This window comes from Bacillus sp. A260, assembly GCF_009861435.1.
GTDB classification, from domain to species: Bacteria; Bacillota; Bacilli; order Bacillales; family Bacillaceae_G; genus Bacillus_A; species Bacillus_A cereus.
Genome location: NZ_CP046398.1, coordinates 4,685,244 through 4,698,325, shown reverse-complemented (window position 1 = coordinate 4,698,325; position 13,082 = coordinate 4,685,244). Strand labels below are relative to the sequence as shown.

Sequence of the window (13,082 nt, the reverse complement as noted above, 5' to 3'; positions counted from 1 at the left end):
AACTCGAAGGGAGGAAGCTGCAAGAGGAGTAATAAAAACTTTTCGCGCAGTGGGACAACAAGTGAATATTTTATTTGCAGTATCAGAATGTGTACCGTTTGTGAAATCGGGAGGATTAGCTGATGTAGCGGGTGCGCTCCCAAAAGAGCTAAAAAAATTAGGAGTGGACGTTCGTATTATACTTCCGAATTATAGTCTCATTCCGCAAAAGTTAAGAGATGGATGTACGTTACATAAAGTAATTAACGTCCCTCTTGGGTGGAGAAATCAATATTGTGGAATTTTAAAAGGTGAGCAAGACGGAATTACGTATTACTTAATAGATAATGAATATTATTTTAAGAGAGATTCTCTGTATGGTCATTACGATGACGGAGAGCGTTTTTCTTATTTCTCAAAAGCAGTGTTAGAGTGTATTCCGCACCTTGATTTTGAAGTGGATGTTCTTCATAGCCATGATTGGCATACGGCTATGGTTAATTTCTTACTTCGTGAAAAGTATCAAGATAACCCGTTATATGAGCGTATTAAAACGGTATATACGATTCATAACTTGCAGTTCCAAGGTGTATTTCCTCCTGAAGTGATGTACGACTTGTTAGAGCTTGGTGATGAATATTTTCATAGTGAGCAGCTAGAGTTTTATGGAAACGTAAACTTTATGAAAGGCGGTATTATTGCTTCGGATCAAATTACAGCGGTGAGCCCGACGTATAAAGAAGAAATTCAATATGAATTTTTCGGTGAGAAGTTAGATGGATTACTGCGAAAATATAATGATAAGCTTAGCGGCATTGTAAATGGTATTGATACGAGCGTATATAATCCAGAAACGGATTCGTATATTAAGGCCCAGTATGATGCAGAGTCAATATATGAAAAGAGTGAAAATAAACGCGCCTTGCAGCGTTATTTTGGTTTGCCAGAAAAAGAGGATACACCAATTATTTCAATGGTAACGAGATTAACGAAGCAAAAAGGTCTTGATTTAGTACGTACTGTATTCCGCGAAATAATGGAAGAAGATGTACAATGTATTATTTTAGGTTCAGGTGATTCGGAATATGAGCAATTCTTTGAGTGGATGGCATATGAGTATCCGGAGAAGGTAAAAGTTTATATCGGATTTAATGAAGAATTAGCTCACCAAGTGTATGCGGGAAGCGATTTGTTTTTAATGCCATCGCTGTTTGAACCGTGTGGACTTGGACAACTTATCGCATTAGCATACGGTACGATTCCAATTGTAAGAGAAACAGGTGGGTTAAACGACACGGTACATTCTTATGATGAAGAAACTGGAGAAGGAAATGGTTTCAGTTTCACGAATTTTAATGCACATGACATGCTGCATACGATTCATCGTGCAATTGAATTCTATCATGATAAACCAGTGTGGGAGCAGCTTGTAAAACAAGCGATGACTGAAGATTATAGCTGGGAGCAATCGGCTCTTGCTTATAAGGAATTGTATAAAAGTCTCATGGAATAACATGTAGGTGGTGAAAAAATGTTTACTCATGTTGAAAGTTTTAAATCAACTTTTCTAGAAAAGTTAGAGACGATGTATGGTAAAAGTTTTAAAGATTCTACAACTCGTGATCAATATAATACACTCGGCCATATGGTACGTGAGTATATGAATAGTCAATGGATTGCAACGAACGAGAGTTATCGATCCGGAGAGCAAAAGCAAATGTATTACTTGTCTATTGAGTTTTTGCTTGGACGTTTGCTTGGAAGTAACATCTTGAATTTAGGTATTCGAGATGTATGCGAGCAGGGGTTATCTGAACTAGGGATTTCGTTACAAGAGTTAGAAGAAGTGGAAGCAGATGCAGGCCTTGGTAATGGTGGGCTTGGACGCTTAGCAGCCTGTTTTCTCGATTCACTTGCATCTTTAAACTTGCCAGGACACGGCTGTGGAATTCGTTATAAACATGGTTTGTTTGATCAGAAAATTGTTGATGGTTATCAAGTTGAATTTCCAGAACAGTGGCTTCTTCATGAAAACGTATGGGAAGTAAGAAGGCATGATCAAGCTGTAGAAGTAAGTTATTTCGGCAGTGTTGAACCGCTAGAAATTGACGGGCGTTTAGAGTTTAGGCATACAAATGCAGAAGTCATTATGGCCGTGCCATATGATGTGCCGGTAGTTGGCTATGAGACGAGTACTGTAAATACACTTAGACTTTGGAATGCTGAACCAGTTCCTTTCCCGCAAAACTGCAAAGATATTTTGAAATATAAGCGTGAAACAGAGGCTGTATCGGAGTTTTTATATCCAGATGATACGCATGATGAGGGAAAAATACTTCGTTTAAAACAACAGTATTTCCTCGTATCAGCAAGTTTGCAAAATATTGTTCGAATGCATAGAGAAAGATATGGTGACCTTCGTCAACTACATGAAAAAATTGCGATCCACATTAACGATACACATCCGGTTTTAGCAATTCCGGAACTGATGCGTATTTTACTAGACGAAGAAAAGTTAGCATGGGAAGAAGCTTGGCACATAACGACGCAGACGATTTCTTATACGAATCATACGACGTTATCAGAAGCGCTCGAAAAGTGGCCAATTCACATTTTTAAACCGTTATTACCGAGAATTTATATGATTATTGAAGAGATTAATGAACGTTTCTGTCATGAACTGTGGGAACAGTATCCGTATGAGTGGGATCGTATTGAAGCAATGGCGATTATTGCACATGACCTTGTGAAAATGGCTCATTTAGCGATTGTCGGTAGCCATAGCGTAAACGGTGTAGCAAAAATTCATACGGAAATATTAAAGCAGCGGGAAATGCGATTGTTTTATGAATTTTATCCAGATAAGTTTAATAATAAGACGAATGGAATTGCTCATAGGCGCTGGCTTATGAAAGCAAATCCACAGTTAACAAATCTCATTTCAGAGGCGATTGGAACGGAGTGGAAGAAAGAACCGATTAAGCTTCAAGAGCTACAATTAGTTCAATATGATGCGAGTTTCCAAGAGAAATTTGCAGAGGTAAAACAAGAGCGTAAAGAGATTTTAGCGGAGCGTATTCATAATACAATGGGGATTACCATTGATCCAAATTCTATTTTTGATGTGCAAGTGAAAAGATTACATGCTTATAAACGACAATTATTAAATGTTCTTCATATTTTATATTTGTATAACCGTTTGAAAGAGGATGCTAGTTTTACATTTTATCCGCGTACTTTTATTTTTGGAGCGAAAGCATCACCTGGCTATTATTACGCGAAAAAAATTATTAAATTAATAAATGAACTCGCAAGAAAAGTAAATAATGACCCGTATGTCAGTCAATATATGAAAGTTATCTTTCTAGAAAACTATCGAGTTTCTTTAGCTGAAGATATATTCCCAGCAGCGGATGTAAGTGAACAAATTTCAACGGCGAGTAAAGAAGCATCGGGAACAGGTAATATGAAATTTATGATGAATGGTGCGATTACACTCGGAACGCTAGACGGTGCTAACGTTGAAATAAAAGACCGGGTCGGTGAGGATAACTGTTTTATTTTCGGTTTAACAGCCGAAGAGGTTCTTCATTACTATCAAAATGGTGGGTATCGTGCAAGTGATTATTATCACCACAATAGGCACATTAAAAAAGTAGTTGATCAATTAACAAATGGTTTCTTTGCACAATCGGGAGCTGAATTTGAAGCGATTTACGATTCTCTCGTTATTCAAAACGATGAATATTTCGTTCTGCGAGATTTTGGTCCGTATGCTGAAAGACAAGAAGCTGTTGGTAGAGCTTATGAGAACCGAACGAAGTGGCTAGAAATGTCTATTTTAAATATTGCACAGTCTGGTCATTTTGCGAGCGATCGAACGATTTTGCAGTACAGTAATGAAATTTGGGGTATCGGTAATGCAGTTAAACAGTTTTAAAGAGGTTGCTATATTGGGAGATATATTATCGATTTACCAACAAAAATGGATATTAATAAATAAAACGAGCTTAATAAAATTAAGCTCGTTTTATTTATTTTGCTTAAGAAAGAAATGGAACAGTGGTATATATGATACCTGCCCCATCATACTCTCCTGTCGCAAAGTATGAAAATGTAAAGAAACCTGTAACCGTAAAAATTACAATAAGAAAAAGTGCGAAGATAAATTTTAACATGTAAGGTCCCCTCATCCAAAAATAACTTCATACATTATTATAGTATACGAATATTTTATTTCCAATTGTTTACTGGTTAAAAATGAGAAGTCAGACATGTTTTGTATGTTGTAATGGAATGATTATTTGTAATGGATTTTGTGTTTTTTGTAAATGTCATGTTGTGATGGACGTGTGCATACTCCCAATCATGATCATTAAAATTTATGTTTCGGGGAGGGAGAAGTGGGACGACATCGAACAAGTTGACGAAACGAAAGCTACTAGCTACTTGTAGTTTATAATAATTTCGAAAAGCGATATCTCCTACTTTTGGAGAAGCGAATGTATAAAGTCCATACTGTGCGAAGGCAGTATTTATACGTGCATCTAATATGTGTAATGTGGCAAGCGCGCCACCTAGACTATGCCCAGTAGCTAGCAGTTTTTTATGTGCTGGCAATGATACGAGCATATCCATAATAGAATCACGACAAGACTCATAAATAGAGAGAAAACCGTTATGGACATTTCCGCCATTTAAAGCATAAGGATAAGGTTTTTGATTGACGAGAGAATCAATAATCCAATCGGGGTCTGTTTGAGTGCCTCTGAAGGCAACAATAATTGTATCCTCAGATTCTAATATAAATCCGAACCATTCTGTTGTTTGAATGGCCTTTCCTTGAAACCCTTGTACATATTGAAAACCATCTGGTATTTCGAAAATGCCATTTTGTTTATATTGTTCATACGTTAACTCACAACAAGAAGCTAACAGTATGGCAGTGTCTTTATCAAAGGATAAAGGAGTACGCATTAAGGAAGCCCTCCTTAAGAAAAAGTATAGTTTAATATATGCAGTGAGGAACTTGATTCATTCTTTTGGAGGTGGGGAATAGCTTGTATCGCTTATCTAAATCAGTGGAGGAAATTATAACGTCAAAATAAAACAGTGCCTGATAAGGGCACTGTTTACTCTTTTTCATCTCAAGGAATCGACTTTTTTAGTTATTCTTAATGAACTGACGCATACGTTAGTTGCATAAGTAAGAGGTTTGAAAAAATAGTCTGTATATATTTGAACGATGAATAACTTACCTATTTTCTTATGTTTGTTTACACTATATACAGAAAAATTTGAAAAACAAAACGTATTATTTATCTGTTTGTTTTTGCTTCTTTTTCAAATACTCCGTACGCAATTTTTCAAGTTGCTGCTTTTTATCAAATTTGGCAGGTTTCTGTTTTTCATGGAACTTTGCCACAGCTACCTGACTTTTGGAATCCAATTGATATTTTCCCACTTTGTTCACCTACTTTTCTTGTCTCTAAAGAGAATCTATTCAACAAATATAATATACCTTATTTTCCTGAAGTAAACCTTATTACTTTATTTTAACTGCTTTTTCTCGTTTGTAGACGTAAATTAAAACACCCTTTCACTGCATTACTGCAAGCAAGGGTGTTTTAATTTTATTATTTTATTAGTTGATGGCCATGCCTACATAAGGGCACAGTTTACTCTTTCCCATCTAATAAACGACCAAGTCCACCTAATACACTACCTTCGCCAGTACTTTGCGCTGCTGGGCTTGTAAGGCGTGCTGCTAAGCGGCTAAGTGTTAAGGACTGAATCCAAACTGTTCCAGGACCTTCTAATGTTGCGAAGAATAAACCCTCGCCGCCAAATAGAGCTGTTTTTACTTTACCAACGAACTCGACATCATAGTTAATGTCTTTTGTCATAGCAACGAGACAACCTGTATCAATGCGAAGTTTCTCACCAGGTTTTAATTCACGTTTATATACAGTTCCACCTGCGTGCATGAAAGCAAGGCCATCACCTTCAAGTTTCTGCATGATGAAACCTTCACCACCGAAGAAACCAGTTCCTATTTTTTTCGTAAATTCAATTCCGATGGAAACACCTTTTGCGGCACAAAGAAAGGCATCTTTTTGACAAACTACTTTTCCTTGATACTCTGTTAAATCTACAGGAATAATTTTACCAGGATAAGGAGCAGCAAATGAGACGTGGCGCTTGCCGTGACCTGTATTTGTAAATACAGTCATAAACATACTTTCGCCTGTAACGAGACGTTTACCAGCGCCCATTAATTTTCCGAATAAACCTCCAGATGGGCCAGAACCATCACCGAAGATTGTTTCCATTTCTATGTAATCTTCCATCATCATCATTGCGCCAGCTTCTGCGATCACGCTCTCTTCTGGATCTAACTCAATTTCAACAAACTGCATATCATCGCCATATAACTTATACTCGATTTCGTGTGCTCTCATTTTTTTCACCTCGTATGTAATAGATACTTATATTGTACAGAATTTAATAGGATTAGAATACTTTAGTTTTGTTAATTTTCAAATAAAGTGGAACCAGCCAAAACTGATTATCAGCTCCCGCCAATCAAGCTGTCCACAAATGGCGGGATAATATATGAATATGGAAATTCAACATTATATTAAAATTATAAAAAAATGGTGGAATGAAAGTGTTCTCATTTGACGTTTTGGATATAGCGTGATATAGTGAAATCACTATTGAGCTACATAATGTGGTACGGAAATAAAGCACGTTGAATTAAAGGCTGTAAGCTTGTTATACATTCATGTCCTTTATATCCACCTTTTCATGTGGATTCATAGTTTCATTTTTATTTAGGAGGTACATGACATGCAAACAGGTAAAGTTAAATGGTTCAACAGCGAAAAAGGTTTCGGTTTCATCGAAGTTGAAGGTGGAGACGATGTATTCGTTCACTTCTCAGCTATCCAAGGTGACGGATTCAAAACTTTAGAAGAAGGTCAAGAAGTTTCTTTCGAAATCGTTGAAGGTAACCGTGGACCACAAGCTGCTAACGTTACAAAAAACTAATTAGCTAGCGATAAAAAGCATTCCGATTTTCGGAATGCTTTTTTTTATTCTTTGGAACTAGATTCATTTGAAGATAATTCACCTTTGAAGGTACGTTCTTCAAAATCATCAAGCATTTGTTCATATTCTTCATGCTCTTCTGTAGCGAAAACTTGTGGGTTTTTCCCGTACATATCCGTACCGATAAAGTTTTCAAAATCCTCCACGTAGCCTACGTTTTCTTCACTATTTACATACATGCCATTATAGTTTTTTGAATCTTGTCTTTCTAAATCAGACGGCGTTTCAGATGTTCCGTAATTTGCGACATCTTGCCACGCATCTTCCGCATCGTACTCAACAGAATGGTCCTCATCATGCTTGTGGAAAGAAGGGGATAACACTTCCTCTTCAACTGGACGCGTATCCATGTTTAATTTATTTGTCGCGTGCTGAACGCATGTTGTAGCAGTCGGCATTGCTTCTAATCTTTCGAATGGAATCTCTTCGCCAGACACTTCGCAAATGCCGTACGTACCCGCTTCTATTTTTTGCAAGGCGTGTTTCGTGTCATCAAGCTGTTTATGCCAAAGTTCAATAAGCCCGAAGTCTTTTTCACGTTCATATAGCTCTGTAGCCATATCAGCTGGATGGTTATCATAGCTAGACAGTTCTCCTACTGAGTCACGTTCAGAAGCACGATCTGTATTTTCATGAGTTTGTATCGTTTGCTCTAGTTCTTGTTTTTGTTTTTCTAAAATGGATTTAAATTGACCTACTTGTTGTGGAGTTAACATAGTCGTCCACCTTCCTACAATTCAGTTTCTTTACATAGTATGAGCGTTGAGAGTAGGAATTATGAGATGAATTTTAGATATGAAAAAGGAGCCGCATAAGCAGCTCCTTTTATAGAAAGTATCCAAGTAATAATCCGATTCCCATTAGGAAACCGAAGATTGTATTTGTTTTTGCTGTTGCAATCATCGCAGGTACCATTTCCATCGGAATGCTTTTGCCGATAAAGCCTTTCGTCGCTTTAAATGCTTTCGGAGCACTTAAAAATACGATAAGCATCCATGGTGATACGATGCCCACGATAATTAAAGCAATTGTCCAAATGTAGGAAACGATGAACATCGAAGCAAGTACACCAACAGCTCGCTCACGTCCGACGAGAATTGCTAACGTTTTACGACCGTTTTCTTTATCGCCATCCAAGTCACGGATATTATTCGCTAGTAAAATGGCACCAATTAAAATGGAGCTTGGAATAGATAGTAAAATGACTTCTGATGTTACAGTTCCAGTTTGAATAAAGAATGAAATCCCAATAATAATGACACCCATAAATAATCCGGCTGTCAACTCTCCAAATGGTGTATATGCAATTGGAAGTGGGCCACCTGTATAAAGGTAAGCAACAGCCATACAAACAAGACCGATTGCAGCAAGCCACCAGCTAGAATTCATACAAATATAAACACCTAATAGTATTGCGATGCCGAAAAATCCAAATGCTAAGTTAAGCACTGTTTTTGGCTGAATGCCATCGCGAACGATAGCGCCGCCGATACCAACTGAACCTTCGTGATCGAGTCCTCTTTTATAATCAAAGTATTCATTAAACATGTTTGTTGCTGCTTGAATGAGAAGACAAGCAAGAAGCATCATAAGGAAAAGAGGAAGATGTATTTGATTTATACCTCCGACCTGCATCGAATATGCTGTTCCGATGAAAACAGGCACGAAAGCTGCTGTTAATGTATGGGGACGTAGTAAACTCCACCAGATGCGCCAGCCGGTTTGCTTACTTGGCTTTGGCGCCGTAGGAGAGGAATTCGTTTTGACGTTCATTTCCATGTTGAATCCTCCTTTGGTCACATATTGTACACAACTAAGTGTAGAAAAAGCATCATTTAGTGTCAACGTTTATTTTCTAGGAAGAGAAGGTGAATTTCTCAGAAATGCTAAACGTTGACAGGCCTTTCGTTTGAGGTGTATCTTAAAATCAAGCGTAATTATGACTATTTTTCGCCCATAGGGGGGAGACAATTGTGATTCAAACGAAACAAAAAGGCTTGCAAGAAGTTCTTATTGCAGCTATCAAGCGTGCAACTAACGAAAAAACATTGGTTAGTTTTGTAAAACAAATAGACTGGGTGGATCCGCTTCTGTTCTATGCAGCAGGAAAAAGGATTTCATTCGAAAATAGATGTTATTTTGCAGACCCGGCTCAGCATGTAATATTTGCAGGAATTGGCTCTGTTTTCACTATAGCAAATTCTTCTCATAAGCGCTTTCAAACCGCTCGCGACGAGTGGGAGAAAGTAAAAGAGAATGCATTTGTCCAAAGAGATGAATATGAATTTGGAACGGGTCCGCTTTTATTTGGTGGTTTTTCATTTGATCCAGAAAAAGAGAAAACGGACCTATGGAAAGAATTTAAAGATACGACATTTTCACTACCAGCATTTTTATTAACTGTAAAAAATGAAAAAGCATGGTTAACGATGAATACATTTGTTTCAGCAACAGATTGTGCAGAAACTCTTTCTAACGAAATGATTTCTTTAGAAGAGAAGATTTTGGGAGAGAGTAAATGTGCGCTAAACGGATCGAAATTGACTGTTATTTCTAAAGTAGAAGTGGATCCGAAAGGCTGGATGAAAGCAATTGAAAAAGTACAAGATGAGATGAAGCAGGGTAACGTGCAGAAGGTTGTATTGGCGAGGGAACTAAAAGTAGAGATGAATCAGTCGATTGATTCTGCTCTTGTTTTAGAAGCACTTCGCATTGGTCAACCGGATTGTTACGTATTTTCTTTTGATTATAAAGGAGCATGCTTCTTAGGAGCGACGCCTGAGAGATTAATTCGCAAAGAAGATGAGAAATTTACATCGATGTGTCTTGCGGGTTCAATCGGTCATGGTCATTCTATAGAAGAAAGTAAGCGAAATAGTAATGCGCTTCTTCATGATGAAAAGAATTTAGCTGAACATGGGTATGTTGTTAACATGATCCGCTCGGTACTAAATGAACATTGCGAATACGTTAATATTCCGGAAAGCCCAGGTTTATTAACAACGAAAAACTTAATTCACTTATATACGCCTGTAGAAGCAAAAGGCGATGCGAGTCTTTTAACAATGGTAGAAGAATTACATCCAACACCAGCTCTTGGCGGGACACCTCGTTTGGAAGCGATGAAACTGATCCGTGATGTTGAATTGTTAGACAGAGGGTTGTATGGTGCACCGATTGGCTGGATAGATGATGAAGGAAATGGTGAATTTGCGGTTGCGCTGCGCTGCGGATTATTAAACGGCGAGAAAGCATCCTTATTTGCCGGTTGTGGTATTGTAATTGATTCAATCCCGCAGCTTGAATATGAAGAAACAAGTTTGAAGTTTAGACCGATGCTTGGTGCTTTGGAGGAATTAATGAAATGAACAATCATATAGAAGCATTATCATATTATTTAGGCGCGTTCGTGGATGAACTGACGCGTCTAGATGTATGTGATGTTGTCATTAGTCCAGGCTCACGGTCAACGCCGATTGCTTTACTAATGGAACAACACGAAGGAATGAACACATATTTACATGTGGATGAAAGATCAGCAGGATTTTTCGCGCTCGGTATTGCGAAAGCAAAAAAACGCCCAGTAGCATTATTATGTACGTCAGGAACAGCAGCAGCGAACTATTATCCAGCTGTATGTGAAGCTTTTCATTCAAGGGTCCCACTTATCGTCTTAACAGCGGATAGACCGCATGAATTAAGAGATGTTGGTGCACCACAAGCAATGAATCAATTTAATTTATACGGTACTTTTGTGAAACAATTTACAGAGATGGCACTGCCAGAAGCAAGTGAAGCGATGTATCATTACGCTCGTATGACGACGCAGCGTATAGTAGCAAATGCTTGTTTAGCGCCGCAGGGTCCTGTTCATCTTAATTTTCCAGTTCGCGAGCCACTTATCCCTGATTTCTCACTAGAAAGCTTATGGGATAAAGGACGTAGTGAATATACAGGAGTAGTTCAGCAAGGAAACGCGGTGATGCCGAGTGAATATGTAGATTCTCTTGTAGGGCGCCTTTCACATATGGAAAAGGGGCTTATTATTTGTGGAGATGATAGTCATGCAGAAATTGCAATGTTTGCAACGCAACTAGCTGAAAAAACTGGCTATCCTATATTAGCAGACCCACTTTCTAATATTCGTAGCGGACACCACGATAAAACGATGGTAATTGACTGTTATGATACATTTTTACGAAATGAAAAGTTAAAAGAAACATGGAAACCGGACGTTTTAATTCGCTTTGGTGGTATGCCTGTTTCTAAATCATTAACGCAGTTCATAAAAAAACAAACAAAAGCAGTTCATATCGTTGTCGATGAATCAGGACAATGGAGAGATCCAGCTCTTGTTGCGACAGAAGTTGTGCAAGCAAGTGACATTGAATTCTGCAAGGCATTAATAGAAAAAATGCCAGTTATGAAAAAGAATGATTGGTCCCTAATGTGGCAACATATAAACGAAAAAACGAAGGAAACGCTTCGTGAAATGGAAACATATGAAACTGCATTTGAAGGAAAGGTTATTACAGATATTGTGCGCGTATTACCAGAAGACGCAACGTTATTTGCGAGCAATAGTATGCCAATTCGTGATACAGACTCATTCTTCTTCACATCGGATAAAAACATCCATGTGATGGCAAACCGTGGTGTAAATGGTATTGATGGAATCATTTCGACAGCTCTAGGAGCAAGCGTTATTTGCGACCCACTTGTATTAGTAATTGGTGATTTATCATTTTATCACGATTTAAATGGACTGTTAGCAGCGAAATTACATGAATTAAATATAACAATTGTCGTTGTAAATAATGATGGTGGGGGTATTTTCTCATTCTTACCACAGTATGAGAAAAAGGAACATTTTGAATCATTATTTGGAACACCAATTGGACTTGATTATGAGCACGTTGTCAAAATGTACGGCGGTTCATTTAGCCGTGTAAATGGTTGGGAGCAATTCCGAGAAGAAGTTCGAAAAGGAACGACGACAGAAGGTTTACACGTTGTGGAAATTTGTACGAATCGTGATGAAAACTTAACATTGCACCGTACGTTATGGGCAAAAACACAGGACGTAATTACTACATCGTTGCAAGGTGAATCAAAATGAACGTAACGCTGCAAGGTGTATCGTATGAATATGAAGTAGTCGGAAGCGGGGAACCACTTCTACTTCTTCATGGTTTTACGGGAAGCATGGAAACGTGGCGTTCTTTTATCTTTTCATGGAGTGAGCAGTTTCAAGTTATTGTAGTGGATCTTGTTGGACACGGAAAGACTGAGAGTCCTGAAAATGTTGCGCATTATGATATCCGAAATGTGGCATTGCAAATGAAAGAACTACTAGATTACCTTCATATTGAAAAAGCACATATACTTGGCTACTCAATGGGAGGAAGACTGGCGATTACGATGGCATGTCTATATCCAGATTATGTACACTCTCTTTTATTAGAAAATTGTACAGCTGGGCTCGAAAACGAAGCAGATAGAAAAGAACGTCGTGAAAAAGATGATCGACTTGCCGATAAAATTGAGCGAGAAGACATAGAAAGTTTTGTATCTATGTGGGAAAATATTCCGCTTTTTGAAACGCAAAAACGTTTAGCAAAAAACGTACAAGAAGCGGTGCGAAAAGAACGACTTGCTAACAATCCAAAAGGACTTGCAAATAGCTTGCGCGGCATGGGAACGGGGGCTCAGCCTTCATGGTGGGATGAGCTGAAAAACTTAAAAATACCTGTTCTTTTAATGAACGGAGAGTATGATGAAAAGTTCTTTCGTATATTAAAAAATATTGAAAAATGCATCTCTGACGCGAAATTTGTCAAAATTGATGGTGCTGGCCATGCAATTCATGTGGAACAACCGGAAAAGTTTGATACAATAGTAAAGGGATTTCTAAAAACTATGCAGTGATGCTTTTTTCAGTTAAGAATGAAGTTACACTTATAGAGGAGATCAGAAATATACAAGGAGGT

General features: G+C 37.9%; 12 protein-coding genes. 6 read left to right on the top strand and 6 right to left on the bottom strand.

Going from position 1 to position 13,082, the window contains the following annotated elements:
- Positions 1–61 precede the first annotated feature (61 nt).
- Both glgA and glgP read left to right on the top strand, forming a co-directional pair.
- Positions 62–1,492: a glycogen synthase GlgA gene (gene glgA, locus GD442_RS23885; RefSeq protein ID WP_086692120.1), complete on the top strand. Its 1,431-nt coding sequence runs from the start codon at positions 62–64 to the stop codon at positions 1,490–1,492.
- 18 nt (positions 1,493–1,510) lie between these two features.
- On the top strand, positions 1,511–3,919 hold the full coding sequence (gene glgP / locus GD442_RS23880; RefSeq protein ID WP_000494099.1) for a glycogen phosphorylase: 2,409 nt from the start codon (positions 1,511–1,513) through the stop codon (positions 3,917–3,919).
- A 103-nt stretch (positions 3,920–4,022) separates the two neighbouring features.
- On the opposite strand, the gene GD442_RS28305 is transcribed toward glgP, so the two are convergent.
- From GD442_RS28305 to GD442_RS23870, 4 genes are all read right to left on the bottom strand, one after another.
- The gene (locus GD442_RS28305) at positions 4,023–4,157 is read right to left on the bottom strand and encodes a hypothetical protein (protein ID WP_000911075.1); all 135 of its coding nucleotides are present in this window, start codon (positions 4,155–4,157) and stop codon (positions 4,023–4,025) included.
- Between the two features lie 76 nt (positions 4,158–4,233).
- A complete protein-coding gene (locus tag GD442_RS23875; protein WP_001260111.1) occupies positions 4,234–4,956 on the bottom strand; it encodes a lipase family protein in 723 nt (240 codons plus the stop codon).
- Between the two features lie 337 nt (positions 4,957–5,293).
- The gene (locus tag GD442_RS27900) at positions 5,294–5,443 is read right to left on the bottom strand and encodes a hypothetical protein (protein ID WP_000521639.1); all 150 of its coding nucleotides are present in this window, start codon (positions 5,441–5,443) and stop codon (positions 5,294–5,296) included.
- A 214-nt stretch (positions 5,444–5,657) separates the two neighbouring features.
- The gene (locus GD442_RS23870) at positions 5,658–6,440 is read right to left on the bottom strand and encodes a TIGR00266 family protein (protein WP_001201257.1); all 783 of its coding nucleotides are present in this window, start codon (positions 6,438–6,440) and stop codon (positions 5,658–5,660) included.
- A gap of 391 nt (positions 6,441–6,831) precedes the next feature.
- Here GD442_RS23870 and cspD point away from each other — a divergent pair, with 391 nt between their 5' ends.
- A complete protein-coding gene (cspD, locus tag GD442_RS23865) occupies positions 6,832–7,032 on the top strand; it encodes a cold-shock protein CspD (RefSeq protein WP_001193054.1) in 201 nt (66 codons plus the stop codon).
- Between the two features lie 44 nt (positions 7,033–7,076).
- On the opposite strand, the gene GD442_RS23860 is transcribed toward cspD, so the two are convergent.
- Entirely contained in the window at positions 7,077–7,808 is a 732-nt protein-coding gene (locus GD442_RS23860; protein WP_071740500.1) for a yteA family sporulation protein, read from the bottom strand.
- Between the two features lie 109 nt (positions 7,809–7,917).
- Positions 7,918–8,871, bottom strand: coding sequence for a 1,4-dihydroxy-2-naphthoate polyprenyltransferase (locus tag GD442_RS23855; protein WP_000425770.1), 954 nt, complete (start codon positions 8,869–8,871; stop codon positions 7,918–7,920).
- 194 nt (positions 8,872–9,065) lie between these two features.
- On the opposite strand from GD442_RS23855, the gene GD442_RS23850 reads away from it, so the two are divergent.
- From GD442_RS23850 to menH, 3 genes are read left to right on the top strand one after another with little or no spacing between them, the layout of a single operon-like run.
- Positions 9,066–10,460, top strand: coding sequence for an isochorismate synthase (locus tag GD442_RS23850; RefSeq protein ID WP_000616739.1), 1,395 nt, complete (start codon positions 9,066–9,068; stop codon positions 10,458–10,460).
- Positions 10,457–12,211, top strand: coding sequence for a 2-succinyl-5-enolpyruvyl-6-hydroxy-3-cyclohexene-1-carboxylic-acid synthase (gene menD / locus GD442_RS23845; protein ID WP_001059195.1), 1,755 nt, complete (start codon positions 10,457–10,459; stop codon positions 12,209–12,211). The genes GD442_RS23850 and menD overlap by 4 nt, the downstream gene beginning before the upstream one ends.
- Positions 12,208–13,020, top strand: coding sequence for a 2-succinyl-6-hydroxy-2,4-cyclohexadiene-1-carboxylate synthase (menH, locus tag GD442_RS23840; protein WP_001103345.1), 813 nt, complete (start codon positions 12,208–12,210; stop codon positions 13,018–13,020). Before menD ends, menH begins: the two co-directional genes overlap by 4 nt.
- The last annotated feature ends 62 nt before the right edge of the window (positions 13,021–13,082 follow it).